Origin of the sequence: Shewanella sp. SM21 (genome assembly GCF_025654335.1) — a bacterium.
GTDB classification, from domain to species: Bacteria; Pseudomonadota; Gammaproteobacteria; order Enterobacterales; family Shewanellaceae; genus Shewanella; species Shewanella oncorhynchi.
In genome coordinates, this window is sequence record NZ_JAKKRL010000001.1 from 342,496 (window position 1) to 362,260 (window position 19,765).

The 19,765-nt window shown below is 45.7% G+C and carries 22 protein-coding genes; 3 read left to right on the forward strand and 19 right to left on the reverse strand.

Going from position 1 to position 19,765, the window contains the following annotated elements; translation table 11 throughout:
- Nucleotides 1–4: 4 nt before the first annotated feature.
- Entirely contained in the window at nucleotides 5–256 is a 252-nt protein-coding gene (rpsP, locus tag L5L94_RS01355) for a 30S ribosomal protein S16 (RefSeq protein WP_006080788.1), read from the reverse strand.
- Nucleotides 257–473: 217 nt separating this feature from the next.
- Nucleotides 474–1,847 carry a signal recognition particle protein gene (gene ffh / locus L5L94_RS01360; protein ID WP_006080787.1) on the reverse strand — a complete coding sequence of 458 codons (1,374 nt, stop codon included), beginning with the start codon at nucleotides 1,845–1,847 and terminating at the stop codon, nucleotides 474–476.
- A 289-nt stretch (nucleotides 1,848–2,136) separates the two neighbouring features.
- Here ffh and L5L94_RS01365 point away from each other — a divergent pair, with 289 nt between their 5' ends.
- Both L5L94_RS01365 and L5L94_RS01370 read left to right on the forward strand, forming a co-directional pair.
- A complete protein-coding gene (locus L5L94_RS01365; protein ID WP_028760813.1) occupies nucleotides 2,137–2,925 on the forward strand; it encodes an inner membrane protein YpjD in 789 nt (262 codons plus the stop codon).
- 99 nt (nucleotides 2,926–3,024) lie between these two features.
- Complete coding sequence (locus L5L94_RS01370; RefSeq protein WP_113940661.1) at nucleotides 3,025–4,299, forward strand: HlyC/CorC family transporter; 1,275 nt, start codon at nucleotides 3,025–3,027, stop codon at nucleotides 4,297–4,299.
- 141 nt (nucleotides 4,300–4,440) lie between these two features.
- On the opposite strand, the gene L5L94_RS01375 is transcribed toward L5L94_RS01370, so the two are convergent.
- The 12 genes from L5L94_RS01375 to rpoE all read right to left on the reverse strand — a co-directional run bounded on the left by L5L94_RS01375 (nucleotide 4,441) and on the right by rpoE (nucleotide 14,533).
- Complete coding sequence (locus L5L94_RS01375; RefSeq protein ID WP_263160818.1) at nucleotides 4,441–4,965, reverse strand: DUF962 domain-containing protein; 525 nt, start codon at nucleotides 4,963–4,965, stop codon at nucleotides 4,441–4,443.
- Nucleotides 4,966–5,174: 209 nt separating this feature from the next.
- Nucleotides 5,175–5,558, reverse strand: coding sequence for a holo-ACP synthase (gene acpS / locus L5L94_RS01380; protein ID WP_028760816.1), 384 nt, complete (start codon nucleotides 5,556–5,558; stop codon nucleotides 5,175–5,177).
- Nucleotides 5,558–6,295 (reverse strand): pyridoxine 5'-phosphate synthase, encoded by a 738-nt coding sequence (gene pdxJ / locus L5L94_RS01385; protein WP_263160819.1) that lies wholly within the window; start codon nucleotides 6,293–6,295, stop codon nucleotides 5,558–5,560. Before pdxJ ends, acpS begins: the two co-directional genes overlap by 1 nt.
- Before the next feature lie 70 nt (nucleotides 6,296–6,365).
- Nucleotides 6,366–7,076: a DNA repair protein RecO gene (recO, locus tag L5L94_RS01390; RefSeq protein WP_219250088.1), complete on the reverse strand. Its 711-nt coding sequence runs from the start codon at nucleotides 7,074–7,076 to the stop codon at nucleotides 6,366–6,368.
- A 28-nt stretch (nucleotides 7,077–7,104) separates the two neighbouring features.
- Nucleotides 7,105–8,121 carry a GTPase Era gene (gene era / locus L5L94_RS01395; protein ID WP_028760819.1) on the reverse strand — a complete coding sequence of 339 codons (1,017 nt, stop codon included), beginning with the start codon at nucleotides 8,119–8,121 and terminating at the stop codon, nucleotides 7,105–7,107.
- Nucleotides 8,118–8,798 (reverse strand): ribonuclease III, encoded by a 681-nt coding sequence (gene rnc / locus L5L94_RS01400; RefSeq protein ID WP_012088603.1) that lies wholly within the window; start codon nucleotides 8,796–8,798, stop codon nucleotides 8,118–8,120. Before rnc ends, era begins: the two co-directional genes overlap by 4 nt.
- A gap of 1 nt (nucleotide 8,799) precedes the next feature.
- Entirely contained in the window at nucleotides 8,800–9,717 is a 918-nt protein-coding gene (lepB, locus tag L5L94_RS01405) for a signal peptidase I (RefSeq protein ID WP_028760821.1), read from the reverse strand.
- Nucleotides 9,718–9,900: 183 nt separating this feature from the next.
- On the reverse strand, nucleotides 9,901–11,691 hold the full coding sequence (gene lepA, locus L5L94_RS01410; protein ID WP_028760822.1) for a translation elongation factor 4: 1,791 nt from the start codon (nucleotides 11,689–11,691) through the stop codon (nucleotides 9,901–9,903).
- 166 nt (nucleotides 11,692–11,857) lie between these two features.
- On the reverse strand, nucleotides 11,858–12,331 hold the full coding sequence (locus tag L5L94_RS01415) for a SoxR reducing system RseC family protein (protein WP_105249858.1): 474 nt from the start codon (nucleotides 12,329–12,331) through the stop codon (nucleotides 11,858–11,860).
- Nucleotides 12,332–12,341: 10 nt separating this feature from the next.
- Entirely contained in the window at nucleotides 12,342–13,274 is a 933-nt protein-coding gene (locus L5L94_RS01420; protein ID WP_028760824.1) for a MucB/RseB C-terminal domain-containing protein, read from the reverse strand.
- Between the two features lie 12 nt (nucleotides 13,275–13,286).
- On the reverse strand, nucleotides 13,287–13,913 hold the full coding sequence (locus L5L94_RS01425; RefSeq protein ID WP_263160821.1) for a sigma-E factor negative regulatory protein: 627 nt from the start codon (nucleotides 13,911–13,913) through the stop codon (nucleotides 13,287–13,289).
- Between the two features lie 41 nt (nucleotides 13,914–13,954).
- Nucleotides 13,955–14,533, reverse strand: coding sequence for an RNA polymerase sigma factor RpoE (gene rpoE / locus L5L94_RS01430; protein ID WP_028760826.1), 579 nt, complete (start codon nucleotides 14,531–14,533; stop codon nucleotides 13,955–13,957).
- A gap of 190 nt (nucleotides 14,534–14,723) precedes the next feature.
- Between rpoE and nadB the strand changes: the two genes are divergently transcribed.
- A complete protein-coding gene (nadB, locus tag L5L94_RS01435) occupies nucleotides 14,724–16,337 on the forward strand; it encodes an L-aspartate oxidase (protein WP_263160823.1) in 1,614 nt (537 codons plus the stop codon).
- A gap of 34 nt (nucleotides 16,338–16,371) precedes the next feature.
- Here the strand turns inward: nadB and L5L94_RS01440 are convergent, their stop codons facing one another.
- The 5 genes from L5L94_RS01440 to nhaA form a co-directional block, all read right to left on the reverse strand.
- Complete coding sequence (locus L5L94_RS01440; RefSeq protein ID WP_263160825.1) at nucleotides 16,372–16,812, reverse strand: protein YgfX; 441 nt, start codon at nucleotides 16,810–16,812, stop codon at nucleotides 16,372–16,374.
- On the reverse strand, nucleotides 16,793–17,041 hold the full coding sequence (locus L5L94_RS01445; RefSeq protein WP_028760829.1) for a succinate dehydrogenase assembly factor 2: 249 nt from the start codon (nucleotides 17,039–17,041) through the stop codon (nucleotides 16,793–16,795). Before L5L94_RS01445 ends, L5L94_RS01440 begins: the two co-directional genes overlap by 20 nt.
- An 85-nt stretch (nucleotides 17,042–17,126) precedes the next feature.
- Nucleotides 17,127–18,035 carry a transcriptional activator NhaR gene (nhaR, locus tag L5L94_RS01450; protein WP_028760830.1) on the reverse strand — a complete coding sequence of 303 codons (909 nt, stop codon included), beginning with the start codon at nucleotides 18,033–18,035 and terminating at the stop codon, nucleotides 17,127–17,129.
- Nucleotides 18,036–18,149: 114 nt separating this feature from the next.
- The gene (locus tag L5L94_RS01455) at nucleotides 18,150–18,536 is read right to left on the reverse strand and encodes a hypothetical protein (RefSeq protein WP_263160827.1); all 387 of its coding nucleotides are present in this window, start codon (nucleotides 18,534–18,536) and stop codon (nucleotides 18,150–18,152) included.
- A gap of 2 nt (nucleotides 18,537–18,538) precedes the next feature.
- Nucleotides 18,539–19,708, reverse strand: coding sequence for a Na+/H+ antiporter NhaA (nhaA, locus tag L5L94_RS01460; protein WP_028760832.1), 1,170 nt, complete (start codon nucleotides 19,706–19,708; stop codon nucleotides 18,539–18,541).
- Between the last annotated feature and the right edge of the window lie 57 nt (nucleotides 19,709–19,765).

The following is a 19,765-nucleotide window of genomic DNA, read 5'->3' on the forward strand; positions in this document are numbered from 1 at the left end:
GCTATTAAGCTGTTGCTTTACGAGCGTCTTTGATCAGTTTTGCTACACGTTCTGTAGCAGCTGCACCGTTAGAAACCCAGTGCTCAACGCGAGCTAGGTCTAAACGTAAAGTTTCTTCTTGGCCACGGGCCAATGGGTTGAAGAAACCAACACGCTCGATGAAACGACCGTCACGAGCGTTACGGCTATCAGCAACAACGATGTTGTAAAATGGACGCTTTTTTGCGCCGCCACGAGCTAAACGAATGGTAACCATGCGTTTTCAATCCTCTAATGATTTGCTTGAAGCAAAAATAAAAACTGGAACCCCGTGTTCGCGAAGAGTCCCAGATAGAAAGCCGGAAGATTTTACCTGACTTTCCAACGAATGCAACCAAAGATGGCGATTATTACGCCTGCGCCCTCAGTAAGCGGTTCATTGTTGCCAGAGTCAACCGACTGATAAAGTGCTAAGTTTAACTAAAAATGCCCGATTAACGTCCCGGAAATTTCATTCCTGGCGGCATCATGCCGCGCATTCCGCGCATCATTTTTTGCATGCCGCCCTTAGCAGACATTTTTTTCATCATCTTTTGCATTTGAGTAAACTGTTTCAATAAACGGTTTACATCTTGAATTTGCGTGCCAGAACCAGCTGCGATGCGACGTTTGCGTGAGCCCTTGATTAAATCAGGGTTCTTACGCTCCTTGGAAGTCATCGAATTAATGATGGCTTCCATTTGACCTGTCATCTTGCCGTCTTGGATTTGCGCTAGGGCTTCTGGGGGCAATTGACCGACACCGGGCAGTTTTTCCAGCATATTCATCATGCCGCCCATATTTTTCATTTGCTGTAACTGCTCACGGAAATCTTCTAAATCGAAACTGCCACCTTGCTTCACTTTCGAAGCCAGCTTCATAGCCTTTTCTTTATCGACGCCACGCTCAACTTCTTCGATAAGCGATAACACATCGCCCATGCCCAAAATGCGTGAAGCAATACGGTCTGGATGGAATGGCTCTAACGCGTCGGTCTTTTCACCCACTCCGAGGAATTTAATCGGCTTGCCCGTAATGTGGCGAATCGATAACGCCGCACCACCGCGCGCATCACCATCGACTTTAGTTAAGATAACCCCAGTCAGTGGTAAAGCTTCATTAAAGGCCTTAGCGGTGTTTGCCGCATCTTGACCTGTCATAGCATCAACAACAAACAAGGTTTCGATAGGCTTGACCGCTGCATGTAAGCCTTTGATCTCGTCCATCATGGCTTCGTCGACATGCAGACGACCCGCTGTATCGAGGATCACCACATCGATAAACTTTAACTTAGCGTGGGCAATCGCCGCTTTCGCAATGTCGATTGGCTTTTGGCTAACGTCCGATGGGAAAAACTCCACCGCCACTTCTTGCGCTAACGTCTCAAGCTGTTTAATCGCCGCGGGGCGATAAACGTCAGCACTGACGACTAATACCGATTTTTTATGGCGTTCGCGTAAAAATTTACCCAGTTTGGCCACACTGGTGGTTTTACCTGCACCTTGTAAACCCGCCATCATAATCACAGCTGGCGGCTGAGTGGCTAAATCTAGGGCTTCATTCGCCTCACCCATGGATTTTTCAAGTTCACTTTGAACTATCTTAATAAAGGCTTGACCTGGGCTTAAGCTTTTAGAGACTTCTTGGCCAACGGCACGTTCTTTTACATTATTAACGAATTCGCGCACCACAGGCAGGGCAACATCGGCCTCCAGCAGTGCCATACGCACTTCGCGCAGGGTTTCCTTAACGTTTTCTTCAGTTAAGCGACCACGGCCACTGATATTTTTCAGTGTGCGTGACAGTCTGTCGGTTAGGTTCTCAAACATCGTCCTGTTCTATACCTTTAAGAATCTCGATTGATGGGCTGTATTATAACGATGCATGCGCATTATGCTACTGCTGCACCCATCTTGATTGTGGTTAAGTGTTTTACTTGCGCTGAGTCATGTTTTATTGTCGTCGACACACTATTTAACCCTAACAATAAGAATCTGCTAAATTTTGCAACTCATGTCACTGCCCATTTGCCGACAGCTCATGTTATTCTAGGGAAAATATTGATCTGTATGCCCCGTTTTTAAGGCACCTTTAACTACACAAATAGGTTAATTACCCATGGTCATCTTTTCTGCCTCAGCCATGTTTTTTTATTGCATTGCATTGGTACTAGTGACGAGTAGATTGTTTCACCCAGACGGTCCGAATCGCCGTGCTGTCGCAGGCTTTGCCGCTATTGCGGTTATTTTGCATGCTGCAGCATTATCACAAGTGATTTTCACCACAGATGGCCAAAACTTTAGCCTGACGAATGTGATTTCCTTAGTGAACTGGATTATCGCTTTTACTTTTACGATATTGATGTTCAGGCTGAAAGTCATCGTCGTCGTGCCCGTGGTTTACGCCTGCTCAGTGCTTTCGGTTGCCCTACTCTGGTTATTGCCGCCTAAATTCATCACGCATTTTGAGCTTTATCCTGAAGTATTAGCCCACGTCGTATTGTCACTCATGGCCTACAGCGCCCTGATGATTGCCGCCCTATATGCAATACAACTGGCGATGATCCAAAATAAACTGAAGAAAAAACAATTTATGCTGAGCCCTGGCATTCCGCCGCTGATGACAGTTGAAAAACAACTTTATCACCTGGTGATTATCGGCGTTATCTTGCTCAGTTTGTCGCTCGCGACTGGTTTTATCTTCCTTGAAGATATGTTCGCCGATGGTAAAGGTCATAAGGCAATTCTGTCGATAATGGCTTGGTTTGTATACATTACTATGCTGTGGCAACAGTATTGGGTCGGTTGTAAAATTCGTACCGCAGTCATTTACACTCTGACTGGCGCATCCTTACTTTCGCTCGCATATTTTGGCGCGCGCATTGTCAAAGAATTAATCCTCAACTAAACATTTAAGTCGGCTGGGGCAGTTATTGCTGCGGCCGACTTGACACTTTTTTTAAATGTCGGTATTTACTTAAGTTTACTGGCCACATTGGAGCCTTTTTTGGACGCTATATCGACAAGCGCACTCCTGATCGTTTTACTAGTGCTTATCCTATTCTCTGCCTATTTTTCAGGCTCAGAAACCGCAATGATGACTCTCAACCGTTACCGTCTACGCCACTTAGCCAACAATGGCCATAAAGGGGCGATTAGAGCCTTGAAGTTACTTGAGCGTCCTGACCGTTTGATTGGATTGATCTTAATTGGCAATAACTTAGTCAATATTTCCGCATCGGCTATTGCGACTATCATTGGTATGCGTCTTTGGGGCGACTTAGGGGTCGCTGTTGCAACTGGCGTGCTTACATTAGTCGTGCTCGTTTTTGCTGAAGTCACGCCAAAAACCATCGCCGCGCTAAATCCTGAGCGTATTGCTTTTCCCTCTAGCATACTGCTACTTATACTTTCCTCGACCTTTGCCTATGTTGTCTCAAGCGTTAATTTAATAACCACAGGTATCTTACGTTTGATGGGGATAAAAACCGTTAATAGTAGCGATGCGCTAAGCCAAGAAGAGCTGCGTACTGTGGTACATGAGGCAGGGGCACTCATCCCCCGACGCCACCAAGAAATGCTGTTATCTATCTTGGATTTAGAGAAAGTCACCGTTGAAGATATTATGGTGCCACGCTCAGATATCTACGGAATTAACGTCAATGACGAATTTAAGGTTATCAATCGTCAGGTGATCCAAAGTCCACATACCCGAGTGTTAGTGTATCGCGACACCATAGACGATGCAGTGGGCTTTATTCATCTACGCGATGCCCTGCGCCTCCAATCTAAAGAGCAATTTAGCAAGTCATCTTTGCTACGTGCAGTGAAAGAACTCTACTTTGTGCCAGAAGGTACACCACTCAATGTGCAGCTAGCTAACTTCCAACAAAATAAAGAGCGCATCGGCTTAGTCGTTGATGAATATGGTGATATTCAAGGTCTAGTAACACTCGAAGATATTCTTGAAGAGATTGTCGGTGACTTTACCACTTCTATGTTGACCACCCCGAGTGAAGACATTAAGGTGCAGCAAGATGGCAGCTACTTAGTCGATGCGGGCATTACGATCCGCGATTTGAATAAAGAAATGAAGTGGAACTTTCCCACCGATGGCCCTAAAACCCTCAATGGTCTGATTCTGGAGTATCTGGAGGAAATTCCATCTGCGAATACCAGTTTACGTTTAGCAGGTTATCCATTAGAGATAATTGATGTGTCAGAAAATATGATTAATACAGTGAGAATCATCCCGCTGTATTATCATCCCCCCAGAGTTTAATCCTCAATTTTGAGCATAAAAATTGGCCGAACCACACAAGTTAAGATGTGGTCCGGCCGATGATTTCCTCCAAGCGATGATGCTCCCCCGAGCTATACCTTTAGTGCTAATCTATCGACTCTAATTCACTATCTAGCCAAGCTATGCAGACTTTTTCGCCTCAAGTATACGACGCTTCTCAAGCGCGATTGGCGTTATCTGGGCATTCAGCGCCTTTTCTAAGCCCAACATAAAATACACTTCCGCCATTAAGAAAAATGGCCCAATTAATAGCTGATTTAAGTCATCCACAAAGGCTGGCTTGGCTTTTTCATATTGATGGCCGATTAGCTGGAACACCCAGCCCACCACAAATACCCCTAGGGCAAGCCAAGTGGCACCGGCGATATGCGCCGCCCACTCAGTCGTGAGCAGCACAGGTACCATGAATAATATGAGCCCCATTGAAAGCCTTAAGTGTAAACGGACATAATAGGCCAACACGAATATACCGACTATCACTGCTAAACTTGTCTCCCCCATACTGCCCAGCGGAATACGCACTGTGGCCAACAACAGGAAAGCAGACCAAATAATCAGTGGGATGCCAATAAAATGGGTCTGAATATTACGCTGATTTAAATGCACACTTTTGTAGGTCGATAACTGCTCTGCGGCGGATTTCATGTCGGGTTCCTCTTCATTTGCCCCTGCTTTTGCCTGCGCCAAATTGAGCGACGCGCAAGCCATAAACTAACGTAAAACAATTAAGCTGAACAGTAAAAGTAAATAAATTGTTGCATTCGCTGATTTAGCACTTATTTGGATACCCATCCAGAAATGAAAAAAGGAACACTAAGGTTCCTTTTTTACCGCCAACAGACACTAACTCGGGTTTATTGAGACTCTATGATTACCGTCGCAATCGCGTAGGATTTTTCATCGGCAATAGAGATATGCCCAACCGTCGCTTTAAGCTGCTGTAAGCGCGTTAACGCCCCCTCGGTAAAGTGAATCGTCGGTGCACCATCCTCATTGTTGCCAATGTGAATATGCTGAAACGACACGCCGCGGCCAATACCCGTACCGAGGGCTTTGGCTGCGGCTTCTTTTGCAGCAAAACGCTTGGCAAGATAACGACTTGGCTGACTATGGGCAGTATAAATGGCTAACTCAGACTCGGTCAGCACACGTTTCGCCAGCTTGTCACCTGCGCGTGCCACATGGACCTGAATACGCTCAATCTCGACGATATCTGTGCCTAGGCCGACAATCGCCATTATTCGCCTCGACGACCTTCAAGCATTAACACTTTCATGTCTTTCACTGCTGTCGCTAAACCGTCAATGGCGGCACGTGCGACAATCGCATGGCCGATATTGAGTTCATATAACTCAGGAATCGCCGCGATGGGTTTCACGTTGTGATAATGTAAACCATGACCCGCGTTAACCACTAAACCTTTGCCATGGGCGTATTTTGCCATTTCGCGAATACGCGCTAACTCAATAGCTTCTTCCGCTTCAGTTTTAGCATCGGCATAACAGCCCGTATGAATTTCAATAAGCGGTGCGCCAGAGGCAACGGCGGCATCAATTTGAGTTTTATCGGCATCGATAAATAAGGAGACTTGAATACCCTCAGCAGCTAAACGAGTCACTGCAGCAGTGATTTTATCTAACTGCCCCGCCACATCTAAGCCGCCTTCAGTGGTGACTTCTTGACGTTTTTCTGGTACTAAACAGACATAGGTCGGCTTAATTTCACAGGCGATGTTAAGCATTTCTTCGGTCACAGCGCATTCAAAATTCATGCGGGTTTTCAAGGTTTTTGCCAACAAATATACATCGCGGTCTATGATGTGGCGTCTGTCTTCACGCAAATGGATAGTGATGCCATCGGCACCAGCATGTTCAGCAACGGCAGCAGCATGCACAGGATCAGGATAACTGGTGCCACGGGCTTGGCGCAGAGTAGCAATATGGTCGATATTCACGCCCAATAAGATACGGCTCATCGGGAACTCCTTAATGTTTAACGCTGATATTGCGGCCTATTGTACTTAGGCTCACGCTAAAAAACAGGAGCTAGGGCGAATTATTCCCATCAATCTTAGTTGGTACGGCAGTGCTGACGAACAATTGTCGACTCAACAAAGGTTTAGTCCCGAGTAATGGCGTTAACAGGGAGCGCATCAACAACTTAGCGCTCAAAAAATGTGCGTCGGTGAGCTGGTTATCGTTAAGCGCCGTCAACATTGCCCCTTGATAGGCATTGCGAGCACGGGAGTTGAGTACAAATTGAAAACCTAACTCAGGCACGAGCTGGTAATAATAGTCAGGCACGAGGGGTTCACCTTGAGTATCGCGGCTAAGAGAAGGCATAAAACCTAATTCCCGCAGCAAGGCAAGCTCAATATAACGCAGTTGGGATTGGCAAAACTTCGCGGCAAGGCCGACTAAGGCTTGATGATAAATGAGGAACAACTCTTCGGCATTGTGCTGTACAGACAAAGTGCGAACCAATAACTCATTGATATACATGCCAGCAAACAAGCTTTGACCAGAAAGAGGCACAGCAGGCGCAGCGGCTTCGACTTGAGTTAAGGTTTTTAATTCAGACTTACCGCTAAATTCGAAGATCAGCGGTTGAAAGGGCTGGAGAATACTCTTGATAGAGCGCTTACCGCTGCCGGTTCGGGCAACCACATCAACCCGTCCAATGCCGTCAACTAAGAGGTTAACTAAGACACTGGACTCTCGATATGGGCGATGATGTAAAACGTAACCACGTTTCATCGGTAAGCGCGCTCGCTGAAATTAATGCTTAATCGTCGCCGTAACCTAAGCTACGCAAGGCGCGTTCATCATCGGCCCAACCGGATTTCACTTTCACCCACACTTCGAGGAAAACTTTATTATCAAACAAGGTCTCCATGTCTAAGCGAGCTTGAGTTGCGATAGTACGAATACGTTCGCCCTTGCTACCAATCACCATACGTTTTTGACCTTCACGCTCAACAAGGATCAAGGCATTGATTTGATAAACACCATTTTCCATCATCTTGAACTGTTCAATCTCAACTGTCGCATCATAGGGTAATTCATCACCTAAGAAGCGCATCAGTTTTTCACGCACAATTTCCGACGCCATAAAACGTTGCGAACGATCGGTAACATAGTCTTCAGGGAAGAAGAAAGGTCCTTCAGGAATAGACGCCGCCGCTAGCTCTAAAATGCGCTTAACGTTGGTACCTTTACTGGCTGAAATCGGCAAAATTTCATCGAAAGGATATTTTTTGGCGACTTCTTCCAAATACGGGAACAGCGATTCTTTGTCTTTGATATTGTCGACTTTATTGATCGCCAGAATTGTCTGACGCTCTTCACCACCACGGCGTAATTTACTCAACACCATCTCATCATCGGCGGTCCACGTCATGCCATCGACCACAAAAATCACCATAGCCACATCGGCAAGCGAACTGGCTGCTGCGCGGTTCATCAGGCGGTTAATCGCCCGCTGCTCTTCTATGTGTAAACCTGGTGTATCGATGAACACGATTTGCTTCGGACCATCGGTATGAATACCCATGATACGGTGGCGCGTTGTTTGTGGCTTTTTAGAAGTAATACTTACCTTCTGACCAAGCAAACGGTTGATTAACGTTGATTTACCGACGTTAGGGCGACCAATGATCGCCACCATGCCGCAATAAGTGACATCGTATTGGGCCGACGGCGTTGGCGCGGCCGCATTCATCCTTGCCAGTAATTCATCTAAACTCGGCTCAGTTGCCGCTTTTGCAGCATCGATACCTGACAAGTCTGTTTTTTTGGTCATTTCTTTAGTAACTCCAATACTTGAGCGGCCGCGATTTGCTCGGCTTTACGGCGTGAACTCGCCACACCAATGACGCTTTGGCTCAAGTCTTCAATACGACATTCAACAGTAAATGTCTGATCGTGGGCATCGCCTTCTATGTTGATTACTTGGTAATCAGGCAGCGGCTTTTTAAACCCTTGTAAATGTTCTTGCAGTAATGTCTTAGCGTCTTTCTGGCTGATCCCGGGTTGGATTTCGGCCAAACGCTCGGCATACCATTTCAACAGTAATGCACGGCAAACTTCGAGATCGGAATCAAGGTAAACGGCGCCAATAATGGCTTCAACCGCATCGGCAAGAATCGACTCGCGTCTAAATCCGCCACTTTTCAACTCGCCAGGACCGAGATATAAATAATCGCCGAGCTTAAACTCTTGGGCGATGATAGTTAAGGTATCACCGCGAACTAAAGTGGCACGCATCCGGCTTAAATCGCCTTCGGTTGCCTTCGGAAACTGATGATACAAAGCATCAGAAATCACAATAGATAAAATTGAATCACCTAAAAACTCTAAGCGTTCATTGTGTTTATTTGCCGCACTTCTGTGGGTCAGCGCTTGAGTCAAAAGCTCAATATTCTTGAACTCATAACCTAAAGTACGACACAAACGTGGCAAATTTTTAATCGGTTCCATGCTATTTAATTCCACCTACACGCTCAAAACGTACACCACTTGGCACCCAAGTTGGGAGGAAGTCGGCTTTTGAACGGTCAAATTCAAAACTAATCCAAATCGCTACCGCTTTACCAACAAGGTTCTCTTCTGGCACAAAGCCCCAGAAACGACTGTCGGTACTGTTATCGCGGTTATCACCCATGGCAAAGTAATGGCCTTCAGGCACTAAAAACTCACCCGCGGGTAAATTACCTTCACGCTTAAAATACCCCAGCATGTCAGGACGACTTGGGTTGATCAAAATATCGTGGGCAACATCGCCCAATTCCTCTTTATAACGCAGTAATGGCACACCATCTTGGCTGTAATCACCACGACTGATCTCTGTGCGGGCGATAACTTGCGGTTCTGGACAAGCTGTTTGCTCAACGCCACAGGCCTTTTGGATCATCAACTGTTTATTACGGTAAATAATTCTATCACCCGGCAAACCGACTACACGTTTAATGTAGTCAATGGCGGGGTTTTCAGGATATTTAAATACCACCACATCACCGCGTTTGGGCTCGCCAGTTTCAACCAGCTTGGTTCGCCATACGGGATCTTTAAGCCCATAACTAAATTTTTCCACCAGAATGAAGTCGCCCACTAAGAGGGTTGGCATCATAGAACCCGATGGGATTTGAAATGGCTCATAAATGAATGAACGTAGGATCAACACAAAGGCAATCACAGGGAAGATAGAGTGCGCAGTTTCGACGATGGTTGACTCACGAATGATTTGGTACTCAGCTTCTTCAGTTAAATTCGCTTGTGATGCCTTTGCTAACGCTAAACTCTCACGACGCTTTGGGGCGAAAACGAGCACATCGACTAACCAAATAAGTCCTGAGATCAGGGTGATTAGCACTAGAATAATGGAAAAATACGCTGCCATTGCTTATTGAACTCCTGCCTTAAAAATAATTAAAGGTGCCTAACTCAGCGAATATCATACTTTAGTTAACTTACCGTATTCGACCTTGGTAAACCAAAGTGATAAACCAATGCGATAACCTAACTAAAGCGCCGCAAACAGCGGCGCAATAGTCAACTAAATTGTCACTTCTTATGCTAACGATTACTCGTTTAGCTTAAGTACCGCTAAGAATGCTTCTTGTGGCACCTCAACGTTACCTACTTGCTTCATCCGTTTCTTACCCTCTTTTTGTTTATTTAAGAGTTTTTTCTTACGAGAAACGTCGCCGCCATAACACTTAGCCGTTACGTCTTTACGCAGGGCTTTCACGGTTGAACGGGCAATAATTTGACTGCCCACCGCCGCTTGAATCGCAATATCAAACATCTGACGTGGAATAAGTTCTTTCATCTTATCCACTAAAGCTAAACCGCGGTGACGAATGTTTGATCTATGGATAACCATAGCCAAGGCGTCGACTCGGTCACCGTTGATGAGAATATCTAAACGCACCATGTCTGCAGGATCGAAACGAATAAAGTTATATTCGAGGGATGCATAGCCACGGCTAGTGGATTTCAAACGGTCGAAGAAGTCCATGACCACTTCCGCCATTGGCAGATGGTAAGTTACAGCCACTTGGTTACCGTGGTAAACCATGTTCACTTGGGTGCCACGTTTTTCAATACACAGGGTAATCACGTTACCTAAGTATTCTTTTGGCACTAAAATGTTGGCCTCAACAATCGGCTCACGCATTTCTTCAATGTTGTTAATCGCAGGCAGATCAGACGGGTTATCAACGTAAATCGTTTCACCGCTGGTCATGACAACTTCGTACACTACGGTTGGCGCAGTGGTGATCAACTCTAGGTTGTATTCACGCTCTAAACGCTCTTGTACGATTTCCATGTGGAGCAGGCCTAAATAGCCAATGCGGAAACCAAAACCGAGTGCCGAAGAACTTTCAGGTTCAAAGAATAATGACGCATCGTTCAGGCTGAGTTTGTTCAGCGCATCACGGAAGTTTTCATATTCGTCGGTCGAAATTGGGAATACGCCAGCGTATACCTGTGGCTTCACTTTCTTAAAACCAGGTAACGGCTTTTCAGCACCATTTTTGGCTAAAGTTAACGTATCGCCCACGGGCGCGCCGTGAATTTCCTTCAGACCCGCAATCACAAAGCCGACTTCACCGGTTTTAAGTTCGGTTTTGTCAGTTTGTTTTGGGGTGAAAATACCCACGCGATCCGCTGTGTGGTTTTGCCCTGTAGACATTACCTTAAACTTGTCACCTTTTTTCAGGCTACCGTGTTTAATTCGCACTAACGACACTACGCCTAAGTAGTTATCAAACCAAGAATCGATAATCAAGGCTTGCAATGGTGCGTCAGGATCGCCTTCTGGCGGTGGAATTTTGGCAACAATGACTTCTAAAACCTCATCGACACCGACACCGGTTTTAGCCGAACAACGCACAGCATCCATCGCATCAATACCGACGATATCTTCAATCTCGGCAGCAACACGTTCTGGATCGGCTTGTGGTAAGTCAATCTTGTTTAAAATGGGTACCACATCTAGATTCATATCCAGCGCGGTATAACAGTTTGCCAGTGTCTGAGCTTCAACGCCCTGACCCGCATCAACCACCAGCAAAGCACCTTCACAGGCAGCTAATGAGCGCGAGACCTCGTAGGAGAAGTCAACGTGACCAGGGGTATCAATAAAGTTGAGTTGATAGACAAGGCCATCTTTGGCTTTATAATCCAAAGTGACACTTTGTGCCTTAATCGTAATACCACGCTCACGTTCTAGATCCATAGAATCTAAAACTTGAGAATCCATTTCACGGTCGGTTAAACCGCCACAAACCTGAATAAGACGATCTGATAGCGTCGATTTACCATGGTCGATATGGGCAATAATTGAGAAGTTTCTAATTTGTTTCATTATGCTGCAATGACTAATACTGAAAATGGATACGGTTCAAAGGAGCGAAATTGTACCTGATTGCGGTTTCAATACCAATCACATTCACTCCTACTTAAGACAGGCCGATAAAACAACGTCCAAAACCGCAGTTAGCTGTTATTTGATAAAAAATAACACATTGAAATTATTGGGCTAATTCGTTCAAATTGATGCTCCTACCTAAATAGGCCAAAATCACAGGCTGAGCATCAACTTCTAAACGTTTAGCCTGTTGCTTACCAAAAGACCACGCAATCAAGGCACCAACGGCCGCAAAGCCCATGGCACCTAGGTTAGGATTAAACTCAAGCAACTGGCCTAAAAATTGTCCTAACGCCGCGCCGACAAACAGGCCAAACAGCGGCATTAAATAGATTAATGCCGCGGCTTTGAGGATCACGCTCTCGGGAAGGCCTAATTTGAGTAATTCACCAGCCTCACAGCGGCGGTCACTCTGAATAGAAAATTGCTGGGTTTTCGAGGAAAAAGCCTGAGCGACAGCAGAGGTCCCGCAAGACTCACTGTTACTGCAGCTCTTGCAGGTACTCTTAAGTTCCACTTCAACCGTCAACCAGCCTTGACTATCACTGGAGACGACTCTGGCAATTTCTTCCATCATAATCGGCGTCCTATTCTAGCGTCAGACTTTTAGCAATGCGCGTTAAGGTTTCTGTCGGCACTTTACCCACAGCAACCACTTCGGCATTACCGACTTTTTCTGAGACTAACGACAAGCCATTACGGGTAATTAATTCTTCAGGCAATGGACTCGTGCCCGCACGCGCCACATAAACAGAAATATTTGCCAGTCCATCGGTCAGTGCTATGTATTCCACCGCCTCATGGCTGCCAATCAATCTATGGTGATCACGCACTACCACAGTAAAACCTGCGGGTAACCAAGCAAATTGCCAGTTTTGACCGTCTTGGCGCTCGGCTTGATCGATAACTGCCGGCCACTCTTGCTTATAAGCCTCTTGCAAAATGGCTGGCGGCTCGCTGAATTCAATGAGTTCAATCACCATGATCTGCTCAAGTAATTGCTTATCTTGAGTCAGCATGTCGTATCTCAGCGGCAGATAGGTTTCCATATCAAGCCAAATTTGAAAGCCATAACGGAATTCATCATTAGGCAACAGGCGGATCATCTGCCCCGGACGCCCAGCGATACGGGTACGGCCACCGAGTACAAACTGATAACCCACTTCTAAGTCCGCCATATTGGCAGAGAAAGCAGCAGGCCAGACACCTTGAATATGATTAGAAACGATACTATACGCAGGCTCATCGTGCTCAATAAAGGTCACACGATTACCGACACGCACTGCATTTTTGGGTGGACCGTTAAGGTATTCTAGAAAGGCAACTTCTTGATTATTCACCTTACCGTGCAGGTAAACCAAAGGCCGAATATGATCGGCCTGAAGTTGAATAATCGATGCTTTAAACTCTTTCTCTCGTAAAGCCTGACTCATTTTCTCGAGCCAAGCTTTGGCAGGCATGTCTTCCTGCGCGGTTGCAGGAAAGACCAAGGCTAATAAAGCCAACAGGATTAGACGCAAGCTAACTCCTCGTTATTGATTGACCGGAACGGGTACGACCTCGGTATTGTCCTCTACAACAGCACCAGTATTCAATCGTTGTTGCAACATATGATCTTGGATATAAGTATTAATTCGGCGACGTTGCTCATTCACCTGATCATTGGTATAGCCTTGATTCTGTTGTACAGGACCGGTTTGTAGGCTCACAGGTGATGCGCTACCAATAAGCGGCCTTGTAATTAACACGGGCGATGGTGACGCGGCATCATCGGCGGTTTGATTGTAATTCTGCACACCCACAATCGCAAACATAGCAACCGTCGCAGCAATGGCATATTGACCAAATTGCTTAAATAAAGGTACGACGCGGCTTTGCTCCGAATTGGCGGCAATTTGTGGCGTTACAGGTGCAGCAACGTTAGACGCATGATGCTTAGGCGCAACTATCGCTGGCTCAAGCTCAATGGCGGCGGCAATGCTAGCAGAGAGATCTAACACAATATTCTGCGGCAACTCGCCACGCATGGCATCGCCTATCATATGATAGTTATGCCATTTATCATGTGAATGTGTATCAGCAGATAACTCTGCCATGGTCTGCGCATCAGTCTCTCCATCGACTGCGGCAGATACCCATTCTTGACCTAATTTATCCATTTTTCACCTGTCTAAATATAAGGGTTTCTTAAAATAAGAATTTAGGCTTCCAGCAAAGGCTGGAGCTTTTTATCGATTGCCTCTCGAGCTCGGAAGATACGCGATCTTACGGTCCCGACAGGACAATCCATGACTATGGCAATATCTTCGTAACTCATACCATCGAGTTCACGCAATGAGATGGCCATTCGTAATTCTTCAGGTAAGGTCTCTAATGTATCGAAAATCACTTTTTTGATTTCATCCGATAACATTAGCCGTTCTGGGGAGGCAAACTCCTTCAGCGCGTCACTGCCTTCGTAATATTCGGCATCTTCTGCATCAACATCATTCGCAGGCGTTCTACGCCCCTGTGATACGAGATAATTCTTCGCAGTGTTTACTGCGATGCGGTACAACCAAGTATAAAATGCACTTTCACCGCGAAAGTTTGGCAAAGCTCTGTAAGCTTTGATAAACGCTTCCTGTGCGACATCAGCAACGTCCGCTTGGTTCCGTACATAACGGGATATCAAGCTAATGACTTTACTTTGATATTTAAGCACTAACAGGTTAAAAGCGTTTTTATCACCTTGTTGTACGCGCTCAACTAATTGTTGATCACTTAATTGTCCACTCATCCGAGCCGACTTCTCCTAAATCTAAAATGCTGATTTCTCAGTCGCTCGAATCATATTCACTTATGTAGACTCGCGGGCTTTGAAAAAGTTCTAAAAATTATACAAAAAAAGTAAGGTAAAAAGGAAAGTACCCATAATCGGTGAGTTGGTTTACCATAGTTGGCACTCTTCAGTCACATCATGATACCCGATGAAACAAGTAGTTGAACACCAATCTGACATATTAGTCATAGGTAGCGGTGCCGCAGGTCTGACACTAGCTTTGCATCTTGCTGAAAAAGCAAAAGTAATTCTGCTTTCAAAAGGCCCACTCTCGGAAGGGTCGACTTACTACGCCCAAGGCGGTATCGCCTCCGTCTTCGACGAAAGTGACACTATCGAATCCCATGTTGCAGACACCTTAATCGCTGGGGCGGGTTTATGTGACAAAGACGTTGTCACTTTCACGGCTGAAAATGCCAAGAGTGCGATGCAATGGCTTATCGAATGTGGTGTCGCCTTCGATAAAGAAGAAACCACAGACGGCAACGCAAAAGATGCACCTTACCATTTAACCCGTGAAGGCGGCCATAGCCACAGACGTATTCTGCACGCTGCCGATGCCACAGGCAAAGAAGTGCAAACGACACTCCAAGAGCGCGCACTCGACCACCCCAATATTCAAGTTTTAGAACGCTATAACGCCATCGACCTCATCACCACCCGTAAGTTAAATCGCCCAGGTAATCGTGTGTTAGGCGCTTATGTGTGGAATCGTAATGAAGAACACGTCGAAACCGTTAAGGCTAAGTTTGTTGCGTTAGCAACAGGCGGTAGCTCTAAGGTTTATCAATATACCTCAAACCCCGATGTCGCTAGTGGTGATGGTATTGCCATGGCATGGCGTGCAGGTTGCCGCGTGGCGAATATGGAGTTCAACCAATTCCATCCAACGTGTTTGTACCACGCAGATGCGCGCAACTTCTTACTCACCGAAGCCCTGCGTGGTGAAGGGGCTTATCTGCGTCGTCCAGATGGCAGCCGCTTTATGCCGGACTTTGATGAACGCGCTGAGCTCGCTCCCCGTGACATCGTTGCCCGCGCCATCGACTACGAGATGAAACGTCTGGGTGCCGATTGCGTCTATCTCGATATCAGCCATAAAGATGCTGACTTTGTGATGAAGCATTTCCCGACCATCTATAGCCGTTGCTTAGATCTAGGAATCGATATCACTAAAGATGCGATTCCTGTGGTACCCGCCGCACACTATACCTGCGGTGGTGTAATGACAGATATGCACGGTCAGACGGATCTCAATGGTCTCTATGCTATTGGTGAAGTCGCCTATACGGGCTTACATGGCGCCAATCGCCTGGCGAGTAACTCACTACTCGAATGTTTAGTGTTTGCCCGTGCGGCGTCACAGGACATAGAAAGCCAACTGCATAAAATTCAAATCCCGGGACAAATTCCAGCATGGGATGAAAGTAAAGTATCGAACTCAGATGAGGAAGTGGTCATCGCCCATAACTGGCACGAGCTGCGGTTATTCATGTGGGACTACGTTGGAATTGTACGCTCTGATAAACGTCTGGAGCGAGCACTGCGCCGCTGCCTGATGTTACAGCAAGAAATTCAGGAATATTACAGTAACTTCAGGGTTAGCAATAACTTGCTCGAATTACGTAACTTAGTGCAAGTGGCCGAATTAATTATTCGCTGTGCCATGGAGCGTAAAGAAAGCCGTGGGCTGCATTTTAATATCGATCATCCAGAGAAATTAGACGCGCCTCGCCCAACAATTTTACTACCAGAAAAGTAACCGCATACGCATAGGTGACTTCATCATAAACAGACTAAATCTCAGAATGAGGTTTAGTCTGTTGCATTTTAGCCCGCAGCAACAGCCGACATAAATGTCGATAGTCAGTATCGTCTAACATATCAGCCCAAATCAGCAAGAGCCGTAGCTGAGTATCCACTTCGATATAAATCAAGCAAACAAAGGGCGTGACCCAAGTGCGTTTTAGTACCTGAAAGTGCTCCCCCGTTGACAAACGTCCCTCGCCTTTATCACTCAGCACAAAATCTAAACGCCAATGCTGCAGTCGCCACAACTGCGACAGCAAAAAAATACTGACAAGTACGATAAACAAATATTTAAGCAGAGATAAGGCGATAATGTCGCTTTGGGGCCAAAGCAGAAATGAGCTAGAACAAACACAAATAAAAACGACCAACGAGAGTCGTTGGTCGAAAGAGGCTTTTACACTGAAACTATGGTGCCGGTCTTCCACGGACTTTCACTATCATACGAGCCAGTTCAGTGTCAGGGCACACTTCATGGCCCATAAACCAAGCAAACAATTCTGGATCTTCACATTCCAACAAACGGATAAACACGGTTTTATCTTCATCGGACATTTCTTGATAGAAATTTTCAACAAAAGGTTGAAGCAAGACGTCTAATTCCAGCATCCCACGGCGACATGCCCAGCGAACCCTTGCGATGTTCATTAATTCCAAGGTATTTCTCCCAACACAGATTTGGCATTAGTCTATCAGTTCACTGACTAAAGTGTCGATTAACCCTTCAAATTGACTCACAAAATTAGCATTGTTGTACTTGCGTATCGAGCCCCTCAAAGAGATCGCTGAAATCTGTATCCAATAATCGCTTTACCGCAGGATGTTGGATCATACGTTCGGCAAACATCACATGGTATTCCTCTTTCACATCGGTGGTTTCACCGAGCAAATTCATACCATGGGAAATCACTTCTTGGCGATAAATCGACGGTGTGACAAAAATACCTCGTTTAAGGTAACCAAAGGCTTTCATCATGGCCGCATCATCGAACTCACCTAAGATACTGACTTTAAGGTTTTGCTCGTCAAACCAGCGATATAGCTGTTGTCCAAGTGAAGTTCTACGGCCGGGGATTAATAGCTGGCCTTGTTCTAAACAGGCAGGAAAATCAGCGCTATAAGTCTCAGCGGAGAAAAAACTCACTCCACATTCGCCCAATTTTTTAGATAAAATTTCAGGGTATTTGAGTGACTCACCTGCACAATCCGAAAGGATCATATCCAGTTTATGCTCACGTAAACGCGCCATTAGGCTCTCGTGAGTCGCCTCATAGCAGGCTAAGTGCATAGAATTGTCATTAGGCACTACGGATAATAAAACTCGACTGACTAAAGCTTTAGATAAGGCATCGGCAATACCCACCTCGAATAACATGGCATCCGCTTTTTGATAATTAAGTAAATCGAGCATTTCATAGCTAAGGCTAAACATCTTATCGGCGTAGCGAAACACCAATTCACCTAACTCTGTCGCCTCCAATGTCCGCCCGACTCGCTTGAACAGACTGCCGTTTAACCTATCTTCTAAGGCACGAATTTGCCCTGTTATCGTTTGCGGCGTTAAACATAGGGCTTCGGCCGCCTTCGCGACTGAGCCCTTTTTCTTAATCATCCAAAAATAATACAAGTGGTTATAATTCAAGTGCAGCATGCTAACCCGCTGTTAATGCTCCCTCAAACGCCAAGGCGCTGAGGGGTTACTGTGTTATTTTAAACTCGATAGTTTAAAATCAGATGATTAAAAACCTGATGATTCCCAGTCAAGTTACTTTAAACGCTGGCAGTCGAGTAAGTTAGTAACTATGCCTTGTAACTGCTCCAAATCGGCAGCATTCCCCAGACTTACCGCTTCAGTGACTCCTGAAACTAAAACGTTACGTTCAGGAATACGTTCGGCGCAATAGGTTCGATTCGCTTCTTGGAAACGTTTACCACCGCGATACTTAAGTGCCCTCGATTCATAACCATTAGTTTCTAATCTCGCTCCTAAGGAATCAGATTTAAACATCAAAGCGCCATCCACTATTCCTTCAAGATAGCTTTGGCAAGTCTGCGAGTTTGCATCCTGATTACAGGCCAAAATTTGCGATGCCGTCGCGGTTGTCGATAAACATAAGAGCGTTGCGATTCCCATTAATTTCAACTTTATCATAGTTATACTCCTTTATTAGGTAACACTTTTGATAACCAGAAATACCCGACTAACGCTGCCATAATCGAACCGATTAAGGTCCCTAGGCGTGCTAAGTCACCGTACATAGGGTCTGCATGTTCAAAGGCTAACGACGCAATAAACATAGACATAGTAAAACCAATACCGCACATGGCCGCGACGGGGGCAATCTGCTTCCAACCTACGCCATCGGGCAATTGCGCTAATTTTAGTTTCACCGCAATAAAGCTAAATAACATTACACCGATTGGCTTACCTAACATCAGGCCCAATGCAATACCAACAGGTACAGGAGAAATTAACGTCTCCAAATTCATATTGCCGACATAAACGCCCGCATTGGCAAAAGCAAACACTGGCAAAATGAGGAAAGTACTCCAAGGATGCAAACTATGCTCTAAGCCTTCTGAGGGTGAACTGCCATCCTTTGCCCGCAATGGAATACAAAAAGCAATGATGACGCCAGCCAGAGTCGCATGCACTCCAGACTTAAGTACGGCAACCCAAAGGATTAACCCTAAGATGCCATAGGGTAAAAGTGAGGTAACCCCTTTGCGGTTTAACCCAACCAAGCCCGCAATCGCTAAACTGGCAATCACTAAACTGATGGTTGATAAGTCAGTACTGTAAAACAGCGCGATAATCACTATGACGCCTAAATCATCGATGATAGCTAAAGCAAGTAAGAAGACTTTCAGTGAAACAGGAACGCGGCTTCCGAGCAGTGCCATAATACCTAAGGCAAAGGCAATATCAGTCGCGGCAGGAATCGCCCAGCCCGCCTGTGTGACAGGATCACCATAGTTAAACAGTAAGTACACACCAGCAGGGACTAACATGCCGCCAATGGCAGCAAAGGTAGGCAGGGAAGCTTGAGCGACACTCGATAAGGCGCCTTCAAGTAACTCACGTTTCACTTCTAAACCAATCAGCAAAAAGAATATGGCCATCAAGCCATCGTTTATCCACAGGATGAGTGGCTTGTGTATATTGAGCTCACCAATTTTGACTTGAACGTCAGTGCCTAAAAAGCCTTGATAAAGTCCAGATAAGGGGGAATTGGCCATCAGCATGGCTAAGGCAACAGCAACCAATAACAGGATACCGCCAGCCGACTCTTGGCTCAGAAAATTTCTAATTGCTTTTTCCATCTTGCACTCCTAAAAATCATAATGAATTGAGTGTAGACGAATTGTAATAACAAATAT